This is a genomic window from Variovorax sp. P2_H12, from assembly GCF_056403395.1.
This window is the reverse complement of sequence record NZ_JBFUFO010000023.1, coordinates 57,596-82,227: the sequence shown is the minus strand read 5'-3', so window position 1 is coordinate 82,227 and position 24,632 is coordinate 57,596. Positions and strand designations below refer to the sequence as shown.

22 protein-coding genes are annotated in these 24,632 nt (G+C 69.3%); 11 read left to right on the top strand and 11 right to left on the bottom strand.

Translation table 11 applies throughout. From position 1 onward, the window contains the following. Nucleotides 1–7: 7 nt before the first annotated feature. The 5 genes from AC1DYK_RS18315 to AC1DYK_RS18295 form a co-directional block, all read right to left on the bottom strand. Nucleotides 8–1,120, bottom strand: a complete 1,113-nt coding sequence (locus AC1DYK_RS18315) for an ABC transporter ATP-binding protein (RefSeq protein ID WP_478167606.1) — start codon at nt 1,118–1,120, stop codon at nt 8–10. An 87-nt stretch (nt 1,121–1,207) separates the two neighbouring features. Next, the gene (locus AC1DYK_RS18310) at nt 1,208–2,494 is read right to left on the bottom strand and encodes a biosynthetic peptidoglycan transglycosylase (protein ID WP_478167605.1); all 1,287 of its coding nucleotides are present in this window, start codon (nt 2,492–2,494) and stop codon (nt 1,208–1,210) included. A 15-nt stretch (nt 2,495–2,509) separates the two neighbouring features. Further along, entirely contained in the window at nt 2,510–3,082 is a 573-nt protein-coding gene (locus AC1DYK_RS18305) for a hypothetical protein (RefSeq protein ID WP_478167604.1), read from the bottom strand. After that, nucleotides 3,063–3,941 (bottom strand): exosortase Q, encoded by an 879-nt coding sequence (xrtQ, locus tag AC1DYK_RS18300; RefSeq protein WP_478167603.1) that lies wholly within the window; start codon nt 3,939–3,941, stop codon nt 3,063–3,065. The genes AC1DYK_RS18305 and xrtQ overlap by 20 nt, the downstream gene beginning before the upstream one ends. A 22-nt stretch (nt 3,942–3,963) precedes the next feature. Then, nucleotides 3,964–6,036: a VIT and vWA domain-containing protein gene (locus AC1DYK_RS18295; RefSeq protein WP_478167602.1), complete on the bottom strand. Its 2,073-nt coding sequence runs from the start codon at nt 6,034–6,036 to the stop codon at nt 3,964–3,966. A 213-nt stretch (nt 6,037–6,249) separates the two neighbouring features. On the opposite strand from AC1DYK_RS18295, the gene AC1DYK_RS18290 reads away from it, so the two are divergent. Together AC1DYK_RS18290 and AC1DYK_RS18285 are read left to right on the top strand one after the other, a co-directional pair. Then, a complete protein-coding gene (locus AC1DYK_RS18290) occupies nt 6,250–8,619 on the top strand; it encodes a penicillin-binding protein 1A (RefSeq protein ID WP_478167601.1) in 2,370 nt (789 codons plus the stop codon). Between the two features lie 288 nt (nt 8,620–8,907). Then, nucleotides 8,908–9,513: a hypothetical protein gene (locus AC1DYK_RS18285; protein WP_478167600.1), complete on the top strand. Its 606-nt coding sequence runs from the start codon at nt 8,908–8,910 to the stop codon at nt 9,511–9,513. On the opposite strand, the gene creC is transcribed toward AC1DYK_RS18285, so the two are convergent. The 4 genes from creC to AC1DYK_RS18265 all read right to left on the bottom strand — a co-directional run bounded on the left by creC (nt 9,507) and on the right by AC1DYK_RS18265 (nt 13,056). Beyond that, nucleotides 9,507–10,946: a two-component system sensor histidine kinase CreC gene (creC, locus tag AC1DYK_RS18280; RefSeq protein WP_478167599.1), complete on the bottom strand. Its 1,440-nt coding sequence runs from the start codon at nt 10,944–10,946 to the stop codon at nt 9,507–9,509. The genes AC1DYK_RS18285 and creC overlap by 7 nt on opposite strands. A gap of 210 nt (nt 10,947–11,156) precedes the next feature. Continuing rightward, nucleotides 11,157–11,909 (bottom strand): two-component system response regulator CreB, encoded by a 753-nt coding sequence (gene creB, locus AC1DYK_RS18275; RefSeq protein WP_478167598.1) that lies wholly within the window; start codon nt 11,907–11,909, stop codon nt 11,157–11,159. 61 nt (nt 11,910–11,970) lie between these two features. Further along, a complete protein-coding gene (locus tag AC1DYK_RS18270) occupies nt 11,971–12,744 on the bottom strand; it encodes a TIGR04325 family methyltransferase (RefSeq protein WP_478167597.1) in 774 nt (257 codons plus the stop codon). Nucleotides 12,745–12,861: 117 nt separating this feature from the next. After that, nucleotides 12,862–13,056 (bottom strand): heavy-metal-associated domain-containing protein, encoded by a 195-nt coding sequence (locus AC1DYK_RS18265; RefSeq protein ID WP_442285188.1) that lies wholly within the window; start codon nt 13,054–13,056, stop codon nt 12,862–12,864. 115 nt (nt 13,057–13,171) lie between these two features. Between AC1DYK_RS18265 and AC1DYK_RS18260 the strand changes: the two genes are divergently transcribed. Continuing rightward, nucleotides 13,172–13,861, top strand: coding sequence for a response regulator transcription factor (locus tag AC1DYK_RS18260; protein ID WP_478167596.1), 690 nt, complete (start codon nt 13,172–13,174; stop codon nt 13,859–13,861). Then, nucleotides 13,858–15,243 (top strand): sensor histidine kinase, encoded by a 1,386-nt coding sequence (locus AC1DYK_RS18255; RefSeq protein WP_478167595.1) that lies wholly within the window; start codon nt 13,858–13,860, stop codon nt 15,241–15,243. Before AC1DYK_RS18260 ends, AC1DYK_RS18255 begins: the two co-directional genes overlap by 4 nt. Before the next feature lie 217 nt (nt 15,244–15,460). On the opposite strand, the gene AC1DYK_RS18250 is transcribed toward AC1DYK_RS18255, so the two are convergent. Further along, nucleotides 15,461–16,564 (bottom strand): alkene reductase, encoded by a 1,104-nt coding sequence (locus tag AC1DYK_RS18250; protein WP_478167594.1) that lies wholly within the window; start codon nt 16,562–16,564, stop codon nt 15,461–15,463. A 123-nt stretch (nt 16,565–16,687) separates the two neighbouring features. Between AC1DYK_RS18250 and AC1DYK_RS18245 the strand changes: the two genes are divergently transcribed. Beyond that, nucleotides 16,688–17,899, top strand: coding sequence for a YbfB/YjiJ family MFS transporter (locus AC1DYK_RS18245; RefSeq protein ID WP_478167593.1), 1,212 nt, complete (start codon nt 16,688–16,690; stop codon nt 17,897–17,899). A gap of 136 nt (nt 17,900–18,035) precedes the next feature. On the opposite strand, the gene gstA is transcribed toward AC1DYK_RS18245, so the two are convergent. Then, nucleotides 18,036–18,641: a glutathione transferase GstA gene (gstA, locus tag AC1DYK_RS18240; protein ID WP_478167592.1), complete on the bottom strand. Its 606-nt coding sequence runs from the start codon at nt 18,639–18,641 to the stop codon at nt 18,036–18,038. 268 nt (nt 18,642–18,909) lie between these two features. On the opposite strand from gstA, the gene mnmG reads away from it, so the two are divergent. From mnmG to AC1DYK_RS18210, 6 genes are read left to right on the top strand one after another with little or no spacing between them, the layout of a single operon-like run. Next, a complete protein-coding gene (mnmG, locus tag AC1DYK_RS18235; protein ID WP_478167624.1) occupies nt 18,910–20,859 on the top strand; it encodes a tRNA uridine-5-carboxymethylaminomethyl(34) synthesis enzyme MnmG in 1,950 nt (649 codons plus the stop codon). Continuing rightward, nucleotides 20,856–21,494, top strand: coding sequence for a 16S rRNA (guanine(527)-N(7))-methyltransferase RsmG (gene rsmG, locus AC1DYK_RS18230; RefSeq protein ID WP_478167591.1), 639 nt, complete (start codon nt 20,856–20,858; stop codon nt 21,492–21,494). The genes mnmG and rsmG overlap by 4 nt, the downstream gene beginning before the upstream one ends. Nucleotides 21,495–21,554: 60 nt before the next feature. After that, nucleotides 21,555–22,169, top strand: a complete 615-nt coding sequence (locus AC1DYK_RS18225; RefSeq protein WP_478157690.1) for a LysE family transporter — start codon at nt 21,555–21,557, stop codon at nt 22,167–22,169. Between the two features lie 2 nt (nt 22,170–22,171). Then, the gene (locus AC1DYK_RS18220; RefSeq protein WP_478089587.1) at nt 22,172–23,029 is read left to right on the top strand and encodes a ParA family protein; all 858 of its coding nucleotides are present in this window, start codon (nt 22,172–22,174) and stop codon (nt 23,027–23,029) included. Between the two features lie 14 nt (nt 23,030–23,043). Beyond that, nucleotides 23,044–23,586, top strand: a complete 543-nt coding sequence (locus AC1DYK_RS18215; protein WP_478167590.1) for an RBBP9/YdeN family alpha/beta hydrolase — start codon at nt 23,044–23,046, stop codon at nt 23,584–23,586. A gap of 5 nt (nt 23,587–23,591) precedes the next feature. Beyond that, nucleotides 23,592–24,533: a ParB/RepB/Spo0J family partition protein gene (locus tag AC1DYK_RS18210; protein WP_478167589.1), complete on the top strand. Its 942-nt coding sequence runs from the start codon at nt 23,592–23,594 to the stop codon at nt 24,531–24,533. The last annotated feature ends 99 nt before the right edge of the window (nt 24,534–24,632 follow it).

Below are 24,632 nucleotides of genomic sequence, written 5' to 3'. Positions count from 1 at the left end.
GGCGCTGTCACGCCGCCATCGCCGCCAGGGCCGCCATCGGCGCGCGCCCGGCAGGCGGCGTGCCGCCACCACGCGCTTCGGGGCGCGTGGCGCCGGGGCCCAGCGTCCGCGCGTCGGCCTCGGCCCACGAGAGGCGCACGCTCTCGCCGACCGCGTGGCTGCGGGCGGCGAAGTCCTTCTCGGTCAGCAGCACCGACACGCTGCTGAACTCCGGGCGCACGCCCGTGAGGCGCAGGCCCAGCAGCACGTAGGTGCCCTGGTACTCGACATCGGTCACGTGCGCGGGCAGGCCGGTGTCGCCGCCGACGGCGCCCGCGGGCGCGATCCGCATGTGGTCGTTGCGCACCGCGACCAGCCCGTCGTCGAGCGCGAACACGTTGTGGCCGCCCATGAAGCGAGCCACGAATTCGCTGGCAGGATGGTTGTAGACCTCGTGCGGCGAGCCGACCTGCTCGATCAGGCCGTTGTTCATCACCACCATGGTGTCGGCCAGTGCCATCGCCTCCTCCTGCGAGTGCGTGACGTGGATGAAGGTGAGGCCGAGCTCCTTCTGCCAGCGGCGCAGCTCCGCGCGCATCTGGATCCGCAGGAAGGGGTCGAGCGCCGACAGCGGCTCGTCGAGCAGCAGCACACGGGGTTCGGTGATCAGGGCCCGCGCCAGCGCCACGCGCTGCTGCTGGCCGCCCGACAGCTCGCCCGGCTTGCGCTCGGCCAGGTGCCCCATCGCGACCCGTTGGAGCAGGTTGGCCGCGCGCTTGTGGCGTTCGGTCTTCGAGACGCCCTTCATCTTGAGGCTGAAGGCGACGTTGTCGAGCGCCGACAGGTGCGGGAACAGCGCGAAGCTCTGGAACATCATCGCGGTGCCGCGCGCCGCGGCCGGCAGGTTCGTGATGTTGCGGTTGTCCAGCAGGATGTCGCCGCCGGAGGCCGACTCGTGGCCCGCGACCATGCGCAGCGTGGTGCTCTTGCCGCAGCCCGAGGGGCCCAGCAGGCAGCAGTAGCTGCCGCTGGCGATGCGCAGGTCGATCTGGTCGACCGCGGGCGGGGCGCCGGCGGCGTAGCGCTTGCTCAGCGCGACGATTTCAACGGCTGCGGGCGGGGGGGCGGAGACAGCATCCATTGCGGATGCCATCGCAAGACATGTGCCAGCGAGCCGGCCTGCCGCCGGCCTGTCGTCGCGCCGAGTTGGTGCGTGCCGCGGGCCGCGTCAGGGTGGTGGTGCGAAGCGGGCCGCGGCCACGCTGCGCAGCAGGGCGTCGCGCTGCGGCTTGCTGATGCCGCGCACGCCTTCGGCCACCCACTTGGCGCGGTCGACGTTGATGTTTCCATCCGCCTGCCACTTGCGTACCGCGGCGGCCGGGTTGTTCAGCATGGCGGCCAGCCAGACCGCCTGCGCCGGCTCGAGGTTGCGCGCGGAGCGCTTGAAATAGGTGCGCGCCGCCTTTTCGGCGCCGCAGATCTGGGCGCCCCAGGGCGCGTTGTCGAGGTAGAGCTGCAGGATGCGCGCCTTGCCCAGCGTCTGTTCCATCTCGACCGCGTAGAGCAGTTCGCGCAGCTTGCGGTCGGCGCTTTGCTCGCCGCCCGTCACCAGCATCTTGGCGAGCTGCTGGGTCACGGTGCTGCCGCCGCGCTCGGCCTTGGCGGCCTTCTGGTTGATTTCGAGCGAGGCCGTCAGCTCGACGATGTCGTAGCCCGGATGGGTGAAGAAGCGCTGGTCTTCGGCCGCGATCACGGCGCGCGCCAGCCAGCTCTCGTTGCCGAGCCGGCTCGGTGCGCCGCAGCTGCTGCTGCGCGCGTTGGCGATCGCCTCGGTGCCCAAGCCTTCGACCGTGAAGTCGGCGATGCGCGGCTGCAGCGTGAAGGTGCCGGCGGGCAGCACCACCTGGGCGTTCAGCGCCAGGGTGCCGCCGATGCGGGCGCGTTGCAGCTCCGCCAGGCCGGGCGCCAGCGCCGCGTACCAGCGCACTATGGGCGTTTCGGGCACATGGATGTCGATCGTCAGGGCCTTCTGCGACAGCCGGCCGTTCCAGCGGGCATGCAGGATGCCGTCGTCGCTGCCGCCTGCCGCCGCCGCCAGCCGTCCGGGCGGCGCGGCCTCGAGCACGCCGCCGAGCGTGCCGGCGTCGCGGCGCACCGTGCCCCGCAGGCTGTCGAGCCGGATCGGCTGGCTGCCCAGCGCCGGCACCGTGGCACTGCAGGGCGCGCAGCGGAGTTCCAGGGTTTCGGTCGCCGCGTTCCAGCCGAACCGGACCGGGCCGTGGGCGGTGTCCAGCGTTCGGCCGGCCAGCCAGGGCGCGAACCAGGTCGAGGTGGCCAGGCGGATCGCGGTCGGTACGCCGACATCGATCGCCACCGGGCCGGCCTGGATGCGTGCCGGCCACTCGTCGGGCCCGGGCGCCAGCGCCAGCCTGAGGATCAGGAACACCGCGACCGCCGCAGTCAGCACCAGGGCCAGGGTCGCGAAAAGCAGGTAAACCAGCGCTTTTTTCAGCAAATCACTCTCACTCTGTCATTCGATCTGTCTCGCCAGGGTCACAGCTTGCCACGGGCCGCTCGAGCGGCCGCTGGCCGCCGCCCAGTACCAGGCTGAAGTGTCGGTGAAAGCATCGCCCCCGGCGTCGACGATGCGCTCGCAGACCCTGATTTTTTGCCTGGCGCCGCGTTCGGCGACGAAACAACGCCACAGTCGTTCGTGCAGGTCGCGCTCCAGACGGGCCTGGGCGATGCCGTAGCCCAGGGCGCGGTAGCAGTCGGCGGCCGGATGCAGCATGCGGGTCGGGGCGTTCACCTGGCGCAGCACCAGCACCTGTTCGCCGTCGGTCAGGCGCGCGATGGCGCCCGGAAAGCGTTCGGCGAAGCGGCGTTCGACGGCGCTCATCGCCAGCGGCCGCAGCGGCGCACCGTCCCACTCGCTGGGCCATTCATGGAAGACGGCGGCGGCAGCGCCCGGCGTCGATCGATGCAGCGCCGAGCTGCCCGACCAGGCCAGGCAGAGCAGCATCGCGAGCGCGAACACCGCCTTGTGCAGGATGCGGTGCACGAAGCGGTTGGCGAAGCAGCGCTCAAGCAACGGGATGGCCATGGCGGTCTCCTCGGGAAGTGGTCATCACCCATGCAATGCCGCCGCAGACCCCGGCCAGCAGCGCCAGGCCGAAGGCATCGTGCAGCCAGGCCGCGGGCGCATGGCCGGTGGCTTCGAGCGCCACCAGCACGCTGTTGCGCACGATGTTGCCGGCCAGCACCAGCAGGCCGACGGCCGGCAGCCGTGCCAGGAAGAGACGGTCGTCGCGCCGGGCCCAGAGTGCGACCACGCAGGCCGTGAAATAGCCGAGCCAGACCATCTGCACGCCCGAGCAGGGTGCATCGACGATGACCAGCTGGCCTTCGATCCACAGGCTGCTGCCTTCGCGCGCGACGTCGAAGCCCGGTGCCAGCAGCCAGCGGCTGGCCTCGGCGGTGATCACGCGCAGCGGATAGCCGGCATAGAACTGCAGGGAGGACAGCAGCGGCAGCGCCAGCACCGCCAGCCCGGCGACCGGCCACGAGGCGACCTGTCGCGGCAGGAAGGCCAGCAAGGCACAGGCCAGCGCCAGCATGGCGATGAGCGCGGCGGCCAGGGGCGGCAGCGAGGGCAGCGGGCCGACGCCGGTGCGGCCCAGCGTGGCGGCCAGCGTGGCCGCCGCGGCCAGCGCCATCCAGCCGAGGCGTGGCGCGGCGCGCAACTCGCGTCGCAGCGCGGCGACCAGCACACCCAGGGCCGCGAGCGCCAGCAGGCCGAGCGGATCGTCGGAGCGGTCCAGCATCCGCTGTCCCATCCAGAGCCAGGTCGGCGCCAGCGCGGCGGCCTGCAGCGCGAGCCAGCCCAGGGCCGGCGCGCGGTCGAGCCGGATCCCGGCCTCGACGAGGCGCGGGTGGCGGCTTGCGAGTGAGGCAAGTGTCATCGTCATGGTTTTTCTGATCAGCTCACGAGGTCAGCCGCCGGCGGTCGTTGCGGCGGGCGCGGCGCCGCAGCATCGCCAGCATCGAGAGCACCACCGCGATCGCGCCCAGCGTCTCGGGCTCGGGCGTGCTCGGCACCTCGGCGCCCAGGCTCTGGCCGAGCGCGAGTTCGCTCACGCCCTGCGGCAGCGGCAGCGGCTGGTCGACGCTGGCGCCGTTCTGCGGCGCCGCGTTGCGCACCACCTGGTCGATCGCGATGAAGCTGGTGTATTGCGTGAGCAGGCCGTAGCGAAGCCCCAGGTCGGTGATGCGCTGGCGCAGGTCGTCGCCGCCCTCCAGCGCTTCCTGGTCGGAGAGGCTCGCGATGCGATGCCGCGCCCACAGGCTGCGCAGCGCGGCCGCGTCCCGGCGCGCCTGCGGGTCCACCTTGAGCACCTGCTGGTACGGACCCTCGGCGCTGCGGCCTTCGATCACGAGCCGGCCCTTGGCCTCGCCGCGCCACTTGCCGAACAGGATCACCGGGCGCTCGCCGAGCACGTCGGGCAGCGTCATCGGCTCCACCTCGTAGACATCGAGGCCCTCGAAGCGCGCCTTCACCTGGGTCAGCACCGGCGACTCGATCATGCGGCGGAAGCGCGCGGCCTGCTCGGGCGCCTGGACCGGATCGGTGATCACGAAGGGCTCGCCCATGCCGGCGCGCGCCAGGCCTTCCATCAGGTGGCGGTTGACCGAAGAGCCGATGCCGAAGGCGAACAGGTTGGCCTTGGAGAGGTTCCTGCGAACCAGCTCGAAGGCCTCGCGCTCGACCGTGACGTAGCCGTCGGTGACCACCACCAGGGTGCGCGAGACGCCCTCGGCCTTCGGTTCGGCATAGGCGCGCTTCAAGGCCGGGATCAGCTCGGTGCTGCCGCCGCCGCCGTAGTTCTGGATCGTGGCCAGCGCCTGCGTGATGTTGGCGCGGGTGGCCGGCACCGAGTGCGGCGACAGCATCCTGTTGCTGCCCGAGAACAGCAGCACGTTGAAGGTGTCGCTGGGCCGCAGGCCGCCGATGAGGCGCTCCAGCATGGCCTTCGCGGTGTCGAGCGGAAAGCCGTGCATCGAGCCCGAGATGTCGACCACGAAGATGTAGTCGCGCGGCGAGATGGCGCTCGCGGCCACCGATTTGGGCGGCTCGACCATCGCGAGGAAGAAGTTCTCGGCGTCGTCGCCGTGGCCCTGGTAGAGCATCAGGCCGGACTGGATGCGCTCGCCCGCGAGCCTGTAGTCGAGCACGAAGTCGCGGTTGTCCGCGGGCCCGGCACTGCGGGCCAGCGTGACGTCGGCATGGGCATCGCCATCGCGCCGCGCAAGCTCGATCGCGTGGCTCTGCGAGCGCACTTGCTGCAGCGGCATCGGCATGTCGAGCGCGACCTTGAGCTTGAAGGCGGTGCCCGGTGCGACCGCCGCGCGCAATGTGGGCTGCGCCACCCAGCGGGCCTGCGCGTTCTCCGACTGAGGGCTGTTGTAGCGCGGCCCGACCACGGTCGGATAGACGAACTGGTAGTTGCCGCCCTGAGGCACCAGCAGCTCGGTGTAGCGCAGCGCCACCTTGACCTCGTCGCCCGGCAGGATGTTGGCGACGTTCATCTGGAATACGTTGGGCAGGTGCTGCTCCAGCAGCGCGGCGGTCTTGCCTTCCTTCTTCGCGGCGTCGTAGTCGATGCGCGCCTGCGCCTTCTCGCGGATCTGCGCCGTGATGAGGCGGTCGCCGATCCGCACGTGGAGGGCGCCGACCGCGGCGCGGGTCGAGCCGGGGAACACATAGCGCGCCTCGATCGCCCGCTGGCCCTCGTTGCGGTAGGTCTGCGTGACGGTGACGTCGGCGATCACGCCCGAGATCTTCACGTCGACCTCGGTGCCCTTGAGCGGCAGGCGGTCGAGCTCGGGATCGTCGCTCTTGACGAAGAAGTACGGGCTCTCGGTCTTCGCGCGCGGGCCCGGCGCTTCCTGCGCATGCAGCGGCCGTGCGCTCAGTGCGAGAAAGCTCGCGGCGGCCAGCGTCACGGTGACGAGCCAGAGCCAGCGGCCGGGGCGGATGGGGGTGGCAGGGGCGTCCATGGTGTTGTTCTTTCTCCTTCTTCTTGTGCGAACTTGCACGGTGCCCACTGTCGGGAGCGAGCGCGAAGGGAGTTCGAAGGCATCTTGAAGTCGGCGCGCCCGAGGCAGGCTTGTGTGAAGTCCGTGTGAAGTCCCGCGCGTCGGCACTTCACACGGACATCGCGCCCATGGGGAACCATCGGGGCCTGTTCCTGTTCCTGCTCCCTCCCTGCCATGACCCCTTCCTCCGCAACTCCCTCCCGAGCGCCGACCTGGCGCCGCCCGGCAGCCTGGATCGCCGCGCTGTCGGCCGGCACCGTCGTCGTCCTGGCGATCGCCGGAGGCATCGCGGTGGCCACCATCTACCCGCGGCTCCCCGACGTCGCGCAGCTGTCGGATTACCAGCCCAAGCAGCCGCTGCGGGTCTATTCGGCCGAGGGCACGCTGATCGGCGAGTTCGGCGAGGAGCGCCGCAACCTGACGCCCTTCGCGCAGATTCCCCAGGTCATGAAGGACGCGGTGCTGGCGGTGGAGGACGCGCGCTTCTACGAGCACGGGGGCCTCGACTACAAGGGCTTCGCGCGCGCCGCGCTGGCCAGCCTGCAGGGCGGGCGCAAGCAGGGCGCCTCGACGATCACGATGCAGGTGGCGCGCAACGTCTACCTGAGCTCGGAGCGCACCGTGCGGCGCAAGACCTGGGAGATCCTGCTGGCGCTGCGCATGGAGCGCGAGCTCACCAAGGACCAGATCCTGGAGATCTACCTGAACCAGATCTACCTGGGCAACCGGGCCTATGGTTTCGCGACCGCTGCCGAGACCTATTTCGGCAAGCCGCTGCAGGACATCACGATCGCCGAGGCTGCGATGCTGGCTGGCCTGCCGAAGGCGCCGGGCACCAACAACCCGGTGGCCAACCCGCGCCGCGCCCGCGCCCGCCAGCTCTACGTGATCGATCGCATGCAGGAGACTGGTTTCATCACCGCCGCGCAGGCCGACGCCGCGCGCCGTGAGCCGCTGCAGCTGCGCGACGCCGCCGACCCGTCGCGGCTGCATGCCGAGTACGTGGCCGAGACCGTGCGCCAGATGATGCATGCGCAGTACGGCGACAGCATCTACACCAGCGGGCTCAAGGTCACGACCTCGCTGATCGCGGCCGAGCAGCAGGCGGCCTATCGGTCGCTGCGCCGAGGCATCATGGACTACGAGCGGCGCCAGGCCTATCGCGGGCCCGAGGCGGTCATCGATCTGCCGGCCGATCCGAAGGCGCTCGACGACGCGGTCGACGACGCGCTGGCCGAGCATCCGGACAACGGCGACCTGATCGCCGCCGTGGTGCTGCAGGCCAGCGGCAAGGAGGTCACGGCGGTGCGCGCCAATGGCGAGACGCTGCAGATCAGCGGCGAGGGCCTGAAGCCGGCGCAGTCGGGCCTGTCGGAGAAGGCGGCGCGCAACATCCGCATCCGCCCCGGTGCCGTGATCCGGGTCGCGCGCACGCCGAAGAACAGCTGGGAGATCACGCAGCTGCCCGAGGTCGAAGGCGCGTTCGTCGCCATCGACCCGCGCAGCGGCGCCATCCAGGCGCTGGTCGGCGGCTTCGACTTCGGCAAGAACAAGTTCAACCACGCGACGCAGGCCTGGCGCCAGCCCGGCTCGAGCTTCAAGCCCTTCATCTATTCGGCCGCGCTCGAGAAGGGCTTCACACCGGCCACCGTGGTCAACGACGCCCCGCTGACCTTCGAGGCGGGCGCCAACGGCACGGCGTGGGAGCCGAAGAACTACGACGGCGGCCACGACGGGCCGATCACGCTGCGGCGCGCGCTCCAGCAGTCGAAGAACCTGGTCACGCTGCGGGTCATGCAGTCGATCGGCGCCGACTATGCGCAGGACTGGGTCACGCGCTTCGGCTTCGAGCGCGAGAAGCAGCCCGCCAACCTGCCGATGGCGCTGGGCGCCGGCTCGGTGACGCCGATGCAGATGGCGGCCGGCTATGCGGTGTTCGCCAACGGCGGCTATCGCGTCAATCCCTACCTCGTGACGCGGGTCGCCGACGCCCGGGGCAAGGTCCTGATGGAGACCGAGCCGCCGGTGCTGGACGAGGCCCGGCGCGCGATCCCTGAACGCAATGCCTTCCTGATGGATTCGCTGCTGCAGAGCGTGGTGAAGGGCGGCACCGCCTCCAGGGCCTACCAGGCGCTCCGGCGCGACGACCTGTACGGCAAGACCGGCACCACCAACGACTCCTTCGACACCTGGTTCGCCGGCTTCCAGCCGACGCGCGTGGGCATCGCCTGGGTCGGCTACGACACGCCGCGCCAGCTCGGCGTGCGCGGCGAGACCGGCGGCAGCCTGAGCCTGCCGATCTGGACCGGCTACATGCAGGCGGCGCTCAAGGGCGTGCCGGTGGCGGCGCTGAAGCCATCCGACGGCGTGGTGCAGGTCGACGGCGAGTGGTATTACGACGACTATGCGCCGGGCCGCGGCGTGGCCAGCCTGGGCCTCGACGTCGCGCTGGCGCCGCTGCCGGCCGAGGACCTGACCGGCGTGCCGGTGAGCCCGCCGGCGCCACCCGAAGAGCGCAGTCGCATCCTCGATTTCTTCCGGTAGCTGTTGCTCGCCCCCAGGTTGCCCCGCACTTCGTGTCGGGGCGCCCACCCCCTACCGGGGGCAACACCAGCGGCCCGGCGAAGCCGGTTCCGCGGTGGCACTGTTGCTCGCCCCCAGGTTGCCCCGCACTTCGTGTCGGGGCGCCCACCCCCTACCGGGGGCAACACCAGCGGCCCGGCGAAGCCGGTTCCGCGGTGTTTCACGAAGGGGCCGGGCTGCGCCGGCCGCGCAGAGGCGGGGTCGCTCCTACACTTGCGGCTGCCACAACGCCCTCTCTTGCCGCCCCCCATGGAAACTCTCACCCTGGTGACGCTCATCGTCATCGGCGCCTACCTCGTCAAATCCCAGCACCAGCGACGGCGCATCGCGCTGCTGGGCAGCCACCTCGGCCACTACCAGATCGAGAAGCTGATGGAGAACCTCACCGAGGGCTACCTGCGCTGCCTGGGCGAGGACGACCCCGAGCGGCGCGAGCAGATCTGGCGCCTGCTCGACACCACCGAGGAAAAGCTGTCGGCCCAGTTCGACAGCTTCGCGGCCGAGTTCGCCCGGGTCGGCGAGAAGGAGGCGCGCGTGAGCAAGCTGCCGCTCGCGCTGCCCTTCGCGCAGCAGCTGTTCCCGGCCGCGACCTTCGATCTGCGCCAGGCCTTCGCGATCCATGCGCGCGGCATCGCCGCGGTCATGCGCAACGAGCGGCACCGGCCGTCGAAGGCCAAGGCCTTCATGATGTCGGCCGAGCTGTTCCTGATGCAGCACAGCTGCCACTGGTACTGCAAGTCGAAGGCCGTGGCCTCTGCGCGCCTGCTGGCGCGCCACAAGACCTCCTATGAGCAGGTGCTCGATGCGGTCAGCCCCGAGACGCGCAAGGCCTACGCAGAGCTCACCGGTCAGTGATGTGACAGCAGCGGCAGCGTGAGCGTGGCCAGCGCGCCGCCGCGCGGTGCGTTGGCGAGCTCGACCCGGCCGCGGTGCAGCGCCGCGATCTCCTTCACGAAGGCCAGGCCCAGGCCGGTACTCTTCTTCTGGCTGTGCGGCCGGGCGAGCGAATAGAACTTCTCGAACACCTTGTCCTTGGCGTAGTCCGGGATGCCCTGGCCGCGGTCGCGCACGCTCACGATGGCGCGGCGCGAGCTGGCCTCCAGCGCCAGCAGGACTTCGGCGCCCGCGGGCGAGAAGTCGATCGCGTTGTCGAGCAGGTTGCTGATCGCGCGGCGCAGCAGGAAGGGGTCGCCCTCGACGCTGGCCTCGGCGTGGATCGCCACCTGCACCCGGACCTCGCGCCTGGCCGCCGCGGCCTGGGCGCCGGCGGCCACGTCCTGCAGCAGCGGGGCCAGCGCCACCGGCTCGCTGCGGTCGAGCGCGCGCCGCGTCTCGAGGGCGGTGAGCTCCATCATGCGGTCGACGATCTCCTGGATGCGCTGGGTCTCGTGCGCGATGTTGCCGAGGAAGCGTTCGCGCTCGGCCTGCGGCATCGACGGCTCCTGGATCAGCTCGGCGGCGCCGCGGATCGCCGACAACGGGCTCTTGATCTCGTGCGTGAAGGTCTGGACATAGTCGGCGACATAGTTGCGGCCGGTGAAGGCGTCGCGCAGCTCGCCGAGGCCGCTGCGCAGCGTGTCGACCGCCCGGCGCAGCATGCGCCCGAGGCTCGGGCTGCGCTGCGCCCGCAGCCAGCCCACGTAGTCCGAGATCAGCCCGAAGGGCCGCACCAGCCAGATCGAGACGATCACCGCGCCCACCAGCAGCGCCAGCGCCGAGCCGACGCCGACGCCCAGCGTGCGGGCCCGGGCGTCCTCGACGAACTGGCCGAAGCTCTGCACCGGCTTGCCGACGCTGACCACGCCGACGATCTCGTTGCCCCAGCGCACCGGCGCGCCCACGTACATCACCGAGCTCAGCGGATCGCCCGCGATGTCGCGCGTGGTGCGGGCGCCGTAGGTGCCGGCCAGCGAGCGCTTGACGTCGCTCCACTGCGAGAAGTCGGCGCCCAGGTTGCGGCCCAGCGAATCGAACAGCACGCGGCCGTTGCGGTCGGTGACATACATGCGCAGTTCGACGTGGCGCTTGTGCAGGTTGTAGATCTGGGCCGAGAACTGGCGCGCATAGACCGAGCGGAACAGCGGCTCGAGCCGCGTGGTGTTGATCGCGCCGGCGATCACGTCCTGCTCGACCAGGCTGGCCATCAGCTGCGAGGCTTCGACCAGCGACTCCTCGGCCGACTCGCGGTAGCGCGGGTCGATGTCGATCACCACGCGGTAGAGCAGGAAGGCGATGCCTGCCGTGTAGATCAGCAGGATCCCGAGAAAGATGCGCGTCCGGCTCGTCATTTCATGGCCCCCACGCTTCCCCACTTCGTGTGGGTCGCTGCCCCCCGAGGGGGCCGCAGGCCGCCTTGGGGCGGCCCGGCGTCGGCCTGAATGGCCCCCACGCTCCCCCACTGCGTGTGGGTCGCTGCCCCCCGAGGGGGAGACAGCAGGCCGCCCGTCTGCGCGAAGCGCGGACTTCGCCGCGCTGGCGGCCCGGCGTCGGCCTGGTACTCATTGGGTGGGCGGCAGGTCTTCGTTCAACGCGTAGCCCGTCCCGCGCAGCGTGCGGATCGGATCGACCTCGGGCGCGATCGCCTTGAGCTTGGCGCGCAGGGTCTTCACGTGCGCATCCACCGTGCGGTCGAAGCTGTCGCTGGCTTCGTCCCAGACCAGTCGCAGCAGGTCGTCGCGCGTGTAGACGCGGCCGGGCCGCTGCACCAGCAGCCGCAGCAGGCCGTACTCGTAGCGCGAGAGTTCCAGCAGGCGGCCGTAGTAGCGGATCTGCATGCGTTCGCTGTCGAGCGCAAACGGCGTGGCCGGCGCCTCCGGGGCCGGAGTCGGGGCTGCGGGTGCCGCTGCGGGGGCTGTCGCGCTCTGCGCGCCGCGTCCGCTGCGGCGCAGGATGGTCCGCACCCGCGCCACCAGCTCGCGCGGCGAAAAGGGCTTGGCGATGTAGTCGTCGGCGCCCAGCTCGAGGCCGACCACGCGATCGATCTCGTCACTGCGCGCGGTCAGGAACATCATCGGCACCTGCGCGCCGCCGGGCAGCGCCTGCAGCCGCTTGAAGAGCTCGAAGCCGTTCATGTCGGGCAGGCCGACGTCGAGGATCGCGAGCGCGGGCGGTTCGGCCGCGAACTGCGCGATGGCCTGCTCCGCGGTGGCGCACCAGACCGGCACGAAGCCGTCGGTGCGCAGCACGTATTGCAGGGTGTCGGCGATGCCGGACTCGTCTTCGGCGATCAGGATCCGGGGGTGAAAAGGCATGAGCGGATGGTAGCGGGGCGCTCGCCCCGGCCGGGCGCCCCGCGCTCCGGGAGCACGCGGCTCAACGCAGATCGAAGCAGCAGCCGGAGTAGAAGGCCTTGTCGCCACCCTCGACGAACGGCACCTCGATCGGCTTGCCCTCGTTGCGCCACGCATCGCGGCGCTGGTAGCCGGACTCCATCAGTTCGTTCAGCAGGGCGTCCTGGTGCTGGATGCGGTAGGGACAGACCGCGAAGCCGATGCTGTTGAGCGTGAAGAGTGTCCGGTCGGAGTGCGTCGCTGCCGTGTTGATCACGATGCGCTTCGGCTTCACGGGCATCTGGGCGAGCATTTCCGAGATCCGCAACGGCAGGTATTGCAGGCTGCCCGACGCGTACAGGACGTCGTATCCGCTGGCGTTGCGAAAGTCGGTCGTGAAGTCGAGCTGGGACGTCGCTTCGCGCTGGAGGGCGAGCTCCTGGCCCGCCTGCACGACGCCGGGCAGGTCGCACACGGTCCAGCGCAGGTTCGCAGGGTAGGGAAGCACGCGGCGGAAGGCGTAGTACTTGATGCCGACGTGGCCACCCAGGTCGAAGACGCTGCGCATGCCCCCGTCGAGCGCGCGCCCGAGCCAGAACAGGCCCGGGTAGTCGTAGAAATAGATCTGGTGGCTATAGAGCGTCTTGGCCGCCTCCGCGTCGTCGTAGCCGACCGCCTTGCCGGGTGGCGCATTGGCTTGTGCAGCGGCAAAGCTCTCGAACGAGCCCATGAACAGGTTCTCGCTCTGGGGGTTCTCCAGAAACTTGCGCCGATAAGCAGCTTCGCGGGCGGAGAAGGGCAGCAGGCTCGAGAACATGGGCATCTTTCTGTCCAAGTGATTTGCAGCACGCATTTTGCACTTTGAAACACAAAGTATTCAACTGTTCTCTCGTTTTGGCGCGCTGCCCGTCCTTCGGCGCCGAAGAAAGCGAGGCTATTGGGCCTGGTAGCCGGCGTTCTCGATCGCCACGATGATGTCCCGTCGAGGATGCTCGCTGACCACATCGACGTGGCCGGTTTCGAGATCCACCGTGACTTGCGCACTGGGATCGATCGTCTGGACGGCGCTCTGCACCACACCGGCGCAGTGCCCGCAACTCATGCCCGTGACCTGGAACTTCTGGCTCATCGTGTTGGCTCCTTCATGTGAACGAATGACGAGTTTGAACCTTTCCCCCATGCCAATGTCCGGCATGGGGGTGCTGCGTGTTGTACAAACAGCCGATACCTTTCACTCCCCTGCCATGCGAATCCTACTGGTCGAAGACGATGAAGTCCTGCGCGGCGTGGTGCTGCGAAGCCTGGGCGATGCCGGCCACCGCGTCGACGTGGCGGCCAACGTCGAGGACGCCGACCACCTGTGGCGCGTGCAGACCTTCGATGCCGTGCTGCTGGACCTGAACCTGCCGGCCACCGCGAACCCGACCAGCGGCCTGGCCAGCGGGCTGGTCGCGCTGCGGCAGGCGCGCGCCCGCGGCGACCGCACGCCGGTGCTGGTGCTGACCGCACGCGACCGCACCGACGAGCGCATCGTGGGCCTGGACGCGGGCGCGGACGACTACCTCGGCAAGCCCTTCGACCTGGCCGAGGTGGAGGCCCGGCTGCGGGCGCTGGTGCGCCGGGCCCAGGGCACCGAAGACATCGCGGTGCTCGGGCACCTGCGGCTCGATCGGCGGGCTCGCCGCTTCGCGGTCGGCGGCGTACCGCTCGACCTGCCGGCGCGCGAGTTCGAGGTGCTGTGGGAGCTGATGAGTCCGCCAGGCCGCACGATCAGCAAGCGCGAGCTGTCGGACAAGCTGTCGACCTTCGACGAGTCCCTGGGCGACAACGCGCTCGAGGCCTTCATCTCTCGCCTGCGCAAGAAGCTGGTCGCCAGCGGCGCCGTCATCCGGACCCTGCGCGGCATCGGTTACCTGATGGAAGCGCAGACGTGAGTGCGGGCGCGGCGGCGGCGCCGTCGCTGACCGCGCGGGTGTTGCGCCGCGTGCTGCCGCCGCTGGGCCTGACGTGGCTGCTGGGCACGGCGGTGGCGCTGCTGGTTGCCAGCTATTTCACCGAGCAGGCCTTCGATCGCGCGCTCCTCGACGACGCCTATTCGGTGTCGGCCAGCGTGCGCGCCGGCGAAAGCGGTCTCGACCTCCTGCTGTCGCCGCGCGAGATCACCAACGTCCTGTTCGACCAGTCGGAGACGGTCTTCTTCGCGGTGCTGCGGCCCGACGGTTCGCTGCTCGCCGGTGACCGGGGGCTGGTGGCACCGGCACCCGAGGAGGGCGTGCGCCACCGCTTCTCGCGCATCGACTACCGAGGCCAGACCTTGCGCGCGGTCGTGCTGGACCACGAGGCGCCGGCTGCCTATCGCGTGATCATTGCCCAGACCACGCGTGCGCGCGCGACGCTGATCGAGAAGCTCCTGATCTATTCGCTGGCGCCTCAGCTGGTGTTGCTCGCGTTGCTCGCGGGCTGGCTCTGGCGCGGCATCGAGCGCGAGCTCCACCCGCTGGGCGAACTCAGGCGCACGCTGGAGCAGCGCAGCGCGCATGACCTGGCGGCCGTGCCGGTGGCGCGCACTTCGCGCGAACTCGAGCAGCTTGGCGATACGCTCAACGCGCTGCTCGAGCGGCTGGCCCAAAGCGCCTCCGCGCAGCGCGAGTTCGCCGGCAACGTCGCGCACGAGCTGCGCACGCCGCTCGCGGGCATCCGCGCGCTGGCCGACTACGGCCTGGCCCAGCAGAGCCCGGCCGTTTGGCGCGAGCAGCTGCAGCAGATCGCGCAGAGCCAGGCCCGCGCCAGCCGCCTGGTCGACCAGTTGCTGGCGCTGGCGCTGGCCGACGAGGGGCGCACCGGCCTGCAACGCGAGACCCTGCGCCTGGACCAGCTGGCGCAGCAGGCGGTGCTGCGGCATCTGGCGCGCGCCGACGCCCGGGGCGTGGACCTGGGCGCACTGGGCCTGGACGAGGCGGTCACGGTGCAGGCCAATGCCGCGCTGGTCGAGGGCATCCTCGACAACCTGATCGACAACGCGCTGCGCTACGGCGGCCGCACCATCACCGTGGAACTCTCCGGTCTCACGCTCGGAGTGGCCGACGATGGCCCGGGCATTGCGCCCGAGGCCGAGCGCGACCTGCTGCAGCGCTGGGCCCAGGGGCCCGCCGGGCGCAAGCTCGGGCAGGGGGCGGGACTGGGCCTGGCGATCGTGGCGCGCTACGCGAAGCTGCTCGGCGCGGAGCTGAGCTTCAGCAAGGCCTCGGGCGAGGGCGGTCTGCGCGTACGTGTTGCATTCGCGCCGGCTCCCCCCTCAGCCGCCCCCCACTTGTGAACGTGCGCGGCCAGGCCTTTTCGTGAAACACCGCGGAACCGGCTTCGCCGGGCCGCTGGTGTTGCCCCCGGTTGGGGGTGGGAGGGCTACACGAAGTGAGCCCGACCTGGGGGCGAGCAACAGTGCCACCGCGGAACCGGCTTCGCCGGGCCGCTGGTGTTGCCCCCGGTTGGGGGTGGGAGGGCTACACGCAGTGAGCCCGACCTGGGGGCGAGCCTCAGGCCAGCGCGGGATAGTCGATGTAGCCGGCTTCGCCGCCGCCGTAGAACGTGCTCTTGTCCCAGGCATTCAGCGGCGCGCCTTCGCGCAGGCGGCGCACCAGGTCGGGGTTGGAGATGAAGGGCTTGCCGAAGGCGACGAGGTCGTCGCCTTCCTTCAGCGCCTCTTCGGCCAGCGGCTTGTCGTAGCCGTTGTTGACCATCCAGGCGCCCTTGCCGCCGGCCTCGCGGTAGGCCGCCTTGAGGGCCTCGTAGTCGAAGGGCCGATCGTCGAGCTCGCGCGGGCCGCCGGTGGCGCCTTCGATGACGTGGATGTAGGCCAGGCCGAGCGGCGCCAGCTGCCTGACGACGAAGTCGAACAGCGGCTGCGGGTCGGCGTCGTGGACGTCGTTGGCGGGCGTGACGGGCGACAGGCGGATGCCGGTGCGGCCGCCGCCCACCGCATCGACCACCGCGCGCGTCACCTCCAGCAGCAGGCGGGCGCGGTTGGGGATGCTGCCGCCGTAGTCGTCGGTGCGCTCGTTGCTCCCGGTCTTGAGGAACTGGTCGAGCAGGTAGCCGTTGGCGCCGTGGATCTCGACGCCGTCGAAGCCGGCGGTCTCGACCGCGTTGCGCGCCGCGGCCGCGTAGGCGTGCACGATGCCCGGCAGTTCGGCGGCGTCGAGCGCGCGCGGCTCCGAGGTGTCGACGAAGGTCGGCACGCCGTCCTTGATCAGCACGGTCTTGGTCCTGGCGGTGATCGCGGAAGGGGCCACCGGCTTGCCGTTGTCGGGCTGCAGCTCGGTGTGCGAGACGCGCCCGACATGCCAGAGCTGGACCACGATCTTGCCGTCCTCGGCATGCACGGCGTCGGTCACGCGCTTCCAGGCGTCGAGTTGCTCGGTGCCGTAGAGGCCGGGCACGTCGGCGTAGCCCTGGCCCTGATGGCTGATCGCCGTGGCTTCGGTGATCAGCAGGCCGGCCGAGGCGCGCTGTGCGTAGTAGGTGGCGGTGATGTCGCCCGGCACCGCGTTGGGTGAGCGGTTACGCGTCAGCGGCGCCATGACGATGCGGTTGCCGAGTGCGAGATCGCCGGCCTGGACGGGATCGAAAAGAGTGCTCATGCCTGGGTGCCTTGTGGTGACGTGAATGAAGAAGACGGCGCCAGGGTAAACCCGGAACCGCAACCCTGCTGTCGCGGGGTTGTCGCTTTGGTGCTAAGCGATGCTGCAGAATGCGCCCGCCCCATGCCTTCGACCGCCGCCACGCTCACGCCCGCCCAAGCCCTTCGTCTCGCGCTGGCCCTGTCGCTGGGAGCGGCGGTCTCGCTCGGCATCACCCGCTTTTCCTACGGCCTGCTGCTGCCGCCGATGCGCGCGGACCTGGGCTGGAGCTATGCGCTGGCCGGCGGGATGAACACCGCCAACGCCGCGGGCTACCTGCTCGGTGCCATGCTGACGCCTGCCCTGATGCGTCGCTTCGGCCCTGTCCGGCTGCTGGTCGGCGGCGCGGTCGCGGCCAGCGTCTTCATGGCCGCCAGCGGCTTCTTCACTTCGGCCCCGGCCCTCTTGCTGCAGCGGCTGCTGGCCGGTCTCGCGAGCGCCTGGGTGTTCGTCGCCGGTGGCCTGCTGGCGGCGCGGCTGGGTGTCTCGCAACCCTCGCGCGCGGGCTTCCTGCTGGGCCTCTACTACGGCGGCACCGGATTGGGCATCACGCTGTCGGCACTGCTGGTGCCGGCCGTGCTGCAGGCTGCGGCGGGCGCGCCGCATGGCTGGGCCTGGGCCTGGTGGGCGCTGGCGCTGGCGAGCGTCGCCGCGACGGCCGTGCTGGCGCTCGCGGTGCGTGCGATGCCGGGGGAGGGCGTGGTCGCGAGTCCGGCATCGAGGCTGCCGCTCATGGTCGATGGCCACTCGCCGGTGCGGCGATTCGGCTGGGCCCTCGCGGGCTATGCGCTCTTCGGTGCCGGCTACATCGGCTACATGACCTTCGTGATCGCGCTGCTGCGCGAGCAGGGTGCGAGCCCGGGCGAGATCACATGGTTCTACGCCTTGCTCGGGGTCGCCTGCGTCGCTTCGTCACGGCTCTGGGCGGGGCTGCTGGACCGCTTCCGCGGCGGTGGCCCGCAGGCGCTGCTGAATGCGCTGCTGGGCGTGGCCACCCTGCTGCCGGTGTTGAGCCCGGCATGGCCGGTGACCCTGGCCTCGGGCCTGATGTTCGGCGCGGTGTTCCTGTCGGTGGTGGCCTCGACCACGGCGCTGGTGCGCCACAACCTGCCACCGGCCCAGTGGGCGACGGGCATCAGCGCCTTCACGATCGTGTTCGCGCTGGGCCAGATCGTCGGCCCGACCGTGACCGGCTGGATCTCCGACGGCCAGGGCGGGCTGGCCGGAGGCCTACTGGCCTCGGCCCTCACCCTATGGCTCGGGGCCCTGCTGGCCTGGCGCCAGCGGGTTGGATAGCGTGTGCAGTTTCCGCAGGCCAGCGAAGCGAGGCCCGTTCGTGAAACACCGCGGAACCGGCTTCGCCGGGCCGCCGGTGTTGCCCCCGGTAGGGGGTGGGCGGGCTACACGAAGTGAGCCCAACCTGGGGGCGAGCCTACTTCAAGCCTTCGGCCTTCAGCGCCTCCTGCACGGCGGGCCGGGCGGCGACGCGCGCATGCCAGGCGTTCAGGTTCGCGAATTTCGAGATGTCCAGGCCGGTGGGCTTGGCCCAGTTGGTCACCGTGAACAGGTAGCCGTCGGCGACGCTGAAGTGCTCGCCCATCAGGAAGTCCTTGTCGGCCAACTGGCTGTCGAGCCATTCGTAGCGCGACAGCAGCCTGGTCTTCGAGATGGTCTTGGCTTCCTCGGGCATGTTCGGGTTGAACAGCGGCGAGAAGCCCTTGTGCATTTCGGTGCCGACGAAGGTCAGCCATTCCTGCAGGCGATAGCGCTGCATCGTGCCGTTGGCCGGTGCCAGGTTCTTGGTCGGCGCCAGGTCGGCGATGTACTGCACGATGGCCGGGCCTTCGCGCAGGCGCGTGCCGTCGTCGAGTTCGAGCATCGGCACGTAGCCCAGCGGGTTGATGCCGTAATAGTCGGTACCGTCCTGCAGCTTGTGGCTCTTGGTGCTCGCGAGCACCGGCTCGAAGGCCAGGCCGGCCTCGCGCAGCGCGATGTGGGGTGAGAGCGAGCAGGCGCCCGGCGAGTAATACAGCTTCATTCGAAAAACTCCAGTGATTAGGCGAAACGCGTTCTTGACGACGCGAGGCCGATGCTAGCGGTTTGGCGATGGACGCGTTCTTGCCTCGCTGGCCTCGCGCCCTGCAAACCATGATGCTATCAAAATGATAGCAATACTTCCAGCACAGATGGCCTGTGGCGCGGATGCCAGGCCTGGCTTGCTTGTCCCCAAAGGGTGCACGGAGGCGCGCCGGCGATTAAAATTGACGCCCCCTTTCCGAGAGCGCATGCCTCCTGCGCCCCTTTCCATGCTGTACCCCGAAGAATTCGATGTGATCGTCGTCGGCGGCGGCCATGCCGGCACCGAAGCCGCGCTGGCTTCCGCGCGCATGGGCGCCCGCACGCTGCTGCTTACCCACAACATCGAGACCTTGGGGCAGATGAGCTGCAACCCCTCGATCGGCGGCATCGGCAAGGGCCATCTCGTGAAAGAAGTCGACGCCCTCGGCGGCGCCATGGCCATCGCGACGGACGAGGGCGGGATCCAGTTCCGTGTCTTGAATTCGAGCAAGGGGCCGGCCGTGCGGGCGACCCGGGCGCAGGCCGACCGGGTCCTGTACAAGGCCGCAATCCGCCGCCGCCTCGAGAATCAGCCCAATCTGTCGCTGTTTCAGCAGGCGGTCGACGATCTGATGATCGAAGGCGATCGTGTGGTGGGGGCAATCACGCAGGTGGGCATCGCCTTCCGCGCGCGGGCGGTGGTGCTCACGGCCGGCACCTTCCTGGACGGCCGCATTCATGTGGGATTGGACAATTACCAGGCTGGGCGCGCCGGGGACCCGCCCGCGATCAGCCTGTCGGCGCGGCTCAAGGAACTCAAGCTGCCGCAAGGCCGCCTGAAGACCGGGACGCCGCCGCGGCTCGACGGTCGGACCATCGATTTCTCGAAGTGCGCCGAGCAGCCTGGCGACGGCATGCCTGGTGGCGCCGGGCCGATGCCGGTCTTCAGCTTCATGGGCCACAAGGACATGCATCCGCAGCAGATGCCTTGCTGGATCACGAACACCAATGCGCGAACGCACGACATCATCCGCTCGGGCTTCGACCGAAGCCCGATGTTCATGGGCAAGATCGACGGCATCGGGCCGCGCTACTGCCCGAGCGTCGAGGACAAGATCAATCGCTTCGCCGACAAGGACAGTCACCAGATCTTCCTCGAGCCCGAAGGGCTGACCACCCACGAGTACTACCCCAACGGGATCTCGACCAGCCTGCCTTTCGACATCCAGTACCAGCTGGTGCGCTCGATGGTTGGCCTGGAGAACGCGCACATCCTGCGGCCGGGCTACGCGATCGAATACGACTACTTCGACCCGCGCGAGCTCAAGAGCAACTTCGAGACGCGTGCGATCCGCGGCCTCTTCTTTGCCGGACAGATCAACGGCACCACCGGCTACGAGGAGGCTGCCGCCCAGGGACTGTTCGCCGGCCTCAATGCTGCACTGCAATGCAGGGGCGAGGGCCCCTGGCTGCCGCGCCGCGACGAGGCCTACCTGGGCGTGCTGGTCGATGACCTGATCACCAAGGGCGTGACGGAGCCGTACCGGATGTTCACCAGCCGCGCCGAGTTCAGGCTGCAGCTGCGCGAAGACAACGCCGACATGCGGCTGACCGAGGTCGGCCGGAAGCTCGGGTTGGTCGACGATGCGCGCTGGGATGCTTTTTCGCGCAAGCGTGATGTTGTTTCACGTGAAACACAGCGGTTGCGATCGATCTGGGTCAATCCGCGCAACCTGCCGGCGGTCGAATCGGAGCGCGTCCTGGGCAAGGCCATCGAACACGAATACAACCTGGGTGACCTGCTGCGGCGGCCGAACGTCAGCTATGAGTCGCTGATGTCGCTGGATGGCGGAAAGTACGCGGCTGCCGAAACGCCGGGCCCGACCGAGGTGGAACAGATCGAGATCGCTGCCAAGTACTCGGGCTACATCGATCGCCAGCATGACGAGGTGGAGCGGGCTGCGCACTTCGAGAATCTCAAGTTACCCGAGACCTTCGACTATGGCCAGGTCAAGGCGCTGAGCTTCGAAGTCCGCCAGAAGCTGTCAAAGCACCGCCCGGAGACGCTGGGCATGGCCTCGCGCATCTCCGGCGTCACGCCGGCCGCGATCTCGCTGCTGATGATCCATCTTCGCAAGGGTGGGCACCAGGCCTTTGCCCAGGATGCGGCCACGACAGCAACGCCGGTCGCCGAATGAGCCAGGAGCAACTGCTGCGCGAGGGCTCGGCCGCGCTCGGACTGAACTTGAGCGATCTTCAATGCGAGCGCCTGCTGGCCTACGGCGCCCTGATCCTCAAGTGGAACAAGGTGTACAACCTCACCGCGTTGAGGGACCCGGCGACGGTTCTGACTCACCATCTGCTCGACAGCCTGTCGGTGATCCAGCCGCTGAAGAGGGAGTGTCCAGGCGACGCGAGATTGCTGGACGTTGGGGCGGGCGCCGGTCTGCCGGGGGCGGTGATCGCGATCGTTCGGGGCGACATCCAGGTCACCTGCCTCGACGCCGTGGCCAAGAAGGCGGCTTTCGTCCAGCAAGTGGCGTCGGAACTGGGGCTGAAGAATCTTCGCGGACTGCATGCGCGGGTCGAAATGCTGGCGGGAAGCTACGAGCTGATCAGTTCCCGGGCCTTCGCATCGCTGGCCGACTTCATCGCAGGCTCTCGCCATCTGCTGGCGCCGGACGGCGTCTGGATGGCCATGAAGGGCAGGGCGCCTGACGACGAAATCGCCCAGCTTCCGGTGGATTGCGAAGTGTTTCACGTGGAACAACTGTCGGTTCCGGGCCTGGATGCCGAACGGTGCATCGTCTGGATGCGAAAACGCGTCGCCTGACAGGCGCTCATTGCGTCGACCTCGCTTAGACTCGACGCACTCCCATTTCAGGCCATTTCCATGTTCGGCATCGCTGACTACGGCGCGTTCGTCGCCGCCATCATTCTCTTTCTGGCGATACCCGGGCCTGGCAATCTCGCATTGATCACCTCGACCGGCAAGGGTGGGATCCGTGGCGGGCTGGCTGCGACGCTGGGCGTGATCGCGGGCGACCAGGTGCTGATGTGGGCCGCCGTGGCGGGTGTCGCCGCCCTGCTCAGTGCCTACCCGGCCGCATTCAGCGCGGTGCAGTGGGTCGGCGCCGCCTATTTGGCGTGGCTCGGCTTCAAGATGATCCGCGCCAGGCCGGGTGCAGCGCCCATCCTCAATATCCGGCCGCGGCAGTACCTCCAGCAGGCCTTGACGATCACGCTGCTGAATCCGAAGGCCATCGTCTTCTACATGGCCTTCTTCCCGCTGTTCATCGACCCGACGCGGCATCAAGGCTTCCCGACCTTTGCCGCGATGGCGGCCACGATCGCCTTCCTGACCTTCATGTATGGCCTGATCGTGACGCTTCTGACCTATTTCCTGGCCGAGCGCCTGCGCGCCAACCCCCGCGTCTCCGGCATGCTCGGAAAGCTCGCGGGGGTCTTCCTGATCGCCTTCGGCTTCAAGCTGGCCATTTCCAGGTAAGCATGGCCAAGATCTTTTGCATCGCGAACCAGAAGGGCGGCGTCGGCAAGACCACCACCACGGTGAACCTGGCCGCGGGCCTGGCGAAGGTCGGGCAGCGCGTCCTGATGATCGACCTCGATCCCCAGGGCAACGCCACCATGGGATCGGGCGTCGACAAGCGCCAGCTCGAAACCACCGTGTATGACGTCCTGCTGGAGTCGGCTTCGGTGGCCGAAGCCCGCGTGAAGTCCGAGAAATGCGGCTACGACATCCTGGGCGCCAACCGCGAGCTGGCCGGCGCCGAGGTCGAGATGGTGGCCATCGACCGGCGTGAAAAGCGCCTGCGCACCGCGCTCGCCGCGGTCGGCGCCGAGTACGACTTCATCCTCATCGACTGCCCGCCCAGCCTGAGCCTGCTCACGCTCAACGGGCTGTGCGCCGCGCACGGCGTGATCGTGCCGATGCAGTGCGAGTACTTTGCCCTCGAAGGCCTGACCGACCTGGTCAACACCATCAAGCAGGTGCACGCCAATCTCAACAAGAATCTTCAGATCATCGGCCTGCTGCGCGTGATGTTCGACCCGCGCATCACCCTCCAGCAGCAGGTAAGCGAGCAGCTCAAGGCCCATTTCGGGGAAAAGGTGTTTGACACCGTGATACCGCGCAACGTGCGGCTGGCCGAGGCGCCGAGCTACGGACTGCCGGGCGTGGTGTTCGACCCGCAGGCCAAGGGCAGCCAGGCCTTCGTGGCCTTCGCGCAGGAACTGGTCGAGAAGATGCCGCCGGCCAGCGCGCTGGCGTCCGAAGCCGCCGCGCCGCCGGTGCCCGCGCCGATGGATGCGCCGCTGGTGGCGGTCCACGCGCCCGAAGGTCCTTGATCATTGCCCCGCAGATGACCGCTCCGAAGATCCTGCTGCTGCCGGGCTGGCAGAACAGCGACCCCGCCCACTGGCAAAGCCGCTGGGAGACGAAGTACCGCGACCACCGTGTCGACCAGCACGACTGGATGCGGCCGCTGCGCGGCGACTGGTCCACCCGGCTCGAGGACGAGGTGCTGGCCGCCCCCGGCCCGGTCGTGCTCGTGGCGCACAGCCTCGGCTGCATCCTGGTGGCGGCCTGGGCCGCGCACTCCCGCCGGACGGCCAAGGTCCGTGCGGCGCTGCTGGTCGCCCCGGGCGACGTCGAGCGCGACGACCTCCGCCAGATGATTCCCGGCTGGGCACCGATCGTGCGCCAGCCCCTGCCGTTTCCCGCGCTGATGATCGCGGCCCAGGACGACCCCTACTGCGAGGCCGCGCGCTCTCGCGAGATGGCGCGAAGCTGGGGCGCCCGATTCGTCGATGCCGGCGCCCGCGGACACCTCAACAGCGAATCCGGACTGGGCGACTGGCCCGAGGGCCGGGACCTGCTGAACGACCTACTGAAAGAAGAATGACTTCCATGGCCACCAAAAAACCGAAGGGCCTCGGCCGCGGACTCGAAGCCCTCCTGGGCCCGACTTTCAACGGCTCGGACAGCGCGATTCTCGATGATGCGATGCCGCCGAACCCGACCACGCTCCAGCTCGATCAGATGGTGCCCGGCGTCTACCAGCCGCGCACGCGCATGGACGAAGGCGCGCTCTACGAGTTGGCCGAGAGCATCAAGGCGCAAGGCATCATGCAGCCGATCCTGGTGCGTCGGCTGGATGCCGACGGGGCGCGCGACAAGAAGGCCGAGTTCGAGATCATCGCGGGCGAACGGCGCTTCCGGGCGGCCGGCCTGGCCGGGCTCGAAAGCGTGCCGGTGCTGGTGCGCGACGTGCCCGACGAGGCCGCCGCGGCCATGTCGCTGATCGAGAACATCCAGCGCGAGGACCTCAATCCGCTTGAAGAGGCCCAGGGCCTGCAACGATTGGTGCAAGAGTTTGGGCTTACTCACGAATCGGCCGCGCAGGCTGTCGGACGCTCCCGCAGCGCCGCCAGCAACTTGTTGCGCCTGCTGAACCTGGCCGAACCGGCCCAGGCCATGCTGATGGCGGGCGACATCGACATGGGCCATGCGCGGGCCCTGCTGTCGCTCGACAAGGGGACGCAGATCACCGCGGCCAATCAGATCGCGGCCAGGAAGATGTCGGTCCGCGAGGCCGAGGCCCTGGTCAAGAAGCTGGCGGCCGAATTCAGCCTCACACCCTCGCCGCGGCGCGGCGCGGCGGAAAAATCCCGCGACCTGCTGCGGGTCGAGGAGGAACTCGCCGACCTGCTGGCGGCCGAGGTCGAGGTCCGGGTCAAGAAGCGCACCAAGCGCGGCGGCAAGATCGAGGAGACCGGCGAACTCGCGATTCACTTCGGCTCGCTGGACGCGCTCAACGGCTTGATCGACCGCATCCGCCAAACGGCCTAGCGCAGCGCCGAAGCCATCCCGCTTCCGGTCGATTGATTCAACCGGTTACGGGTCCTATTCTCCTGATGCAACTATTTAATATTAAAGTTCTAAGGGGAA

Bases quoted from the DNA above. Each gene is read 5' to 3' on its own strand.
- AC1DYK_RS18210 (WP_478167589.1), top strand. From the start codon at position 23,592: ATGGCCACCAAAAAACCGAAGGGCCTCGGCCGCGGACTCGAAGCCCTC.
- AC1DYK_RS18295 (WP_478167602.1), bottom strand. From the start codon at position 6,036: ATGGACGCCCCTGCCACCCCCATCCGCCCCGGCCGCTGGCTCTGGCTC.
- creC (WP_478167599.1), bottom strand. From the start codon at position 10,946: ATGACGAGCCGGACGCGCATCTTTCTCGGGATCCTGCTGATCTACACG.
- AC1DYK_RS18250 (WP_478167594.1), bottom strand. From the start codon at position 16,564: ATGAGCACTCTTTTCGATCCCGTCCAGGCCGGCGATCTCGCACTCGGC.
- AC1DYK_RS18260 (WP_478167596.1), top strand. From the start codon at position 13,172: ATGCGAATCCTACTGGTCGAAGACGATGAAGTCCTGCGCGGCGTGGTG.
- AC1DYK_RS18290 (WP_478167601.1), top strand. From the start codon at position 6,250: ATGACCCCTTCCTCCGCAACTCCCTCCCGAGCGCCGACCTGGCGCCGC.
- AC1DYK_RS18220 (WP_478089587.1), top strand. From the start codon at position 22,172: ATGGCCAAGATCTTTTGCATCGCGAACCAGAAGGGCGGCGTCGGCAAG.
- AC1DYK_RS18270 (WP_478167597.1), bottom strand. From the start codon at position 12,744: ATGTTCTCGAGCCTGCTGCCCTTCTCCGCCCGCGAAGCTGCTTATCGG.
- creB (WP_478167598.1), bottom strand. From the start codon at position 11,909: ATGCCTTTTCACCCCCGGATCCTGATCGCCGAAGACGAGTCCGGCATC.
- AC1DYK_RS18285 (WP_478167600.1), top strand. From the start codon at position 8,908: ATGGAAACTCTCACCCTGGTGACGCTCATCGTCATCGGCGCCTACCTC.
- AC1DYK_RS18305 (WP_478167604.1), bottom strand. From the start codon at position 3,082: ATGGCCATCCCGTTGCTTGAGCGCTGCTTCGCCAACCGCTTCGTGCAC.
- gstA (WP_478167592.1), bottom strand. From the start codon at position 18,641: ATGAAGCTGTATTACTCGCCGGGCGCCTGCTCGCTCTCACCCCACATC.
- AC1DYK_RS18225 (WP_478157690.1), top strand. From the start codon at position 21,555: ATGTTCGGCATCGCTGACTACGGCGCGTTCGTCGCCGCCATCATTCTC.
- mnmG (WP_478167624.1), top strand. From the start codon at position 18,910: ATGCTGTACCCCGAAGAATTCGATGTGATCGTCGTCGGCGGCGGCCAT.
- AC1DYK_RS18215 (WP_478167590.1), top strand. From the start codon at position 23,044: ATGACCGCTCCGAAGATCCTGCTGCTGCCGGGCTGGCAGAACAGCGAC.
- AC1DYK_RS18245 (WP_478167593.1), top strand. From the start codon at position 16,688: ATGCCTTCGACCGCCGCCACGCTCACGCCCGCCCAAGCCCTTCGTCTC.
- AC1DYK_RS18315 (WP_478167606.1), bottom strand. From the start codon at position 1,120: ATGGATGCTGTCTCCGCCCCCCCGCCCGCAGCCGTTGAAATCGTCGCG.
- xrtQ (WP_478167603.1), bottom strand. From the start codon at position 3,941: ATGACACTTGCCTCACTCGCAAGCCGCCACCCGCGCCTCGTCGAGGCC.
- rsmG (WP_478167591.1), top strand. From the start codon at position 20,856: ATGAGCCAGGAGCAACTGCTGCGCGAGGGCTCGGCCGCGCTCGGACTG.
- AC1DYK_RS18265 (WP_442285188.1), bottom strand. From the start codon at position 13,056: ATGAGCCAGAAGTTCCAGGTCACGGGCATGAGTTGCGGGCACTGCGCC.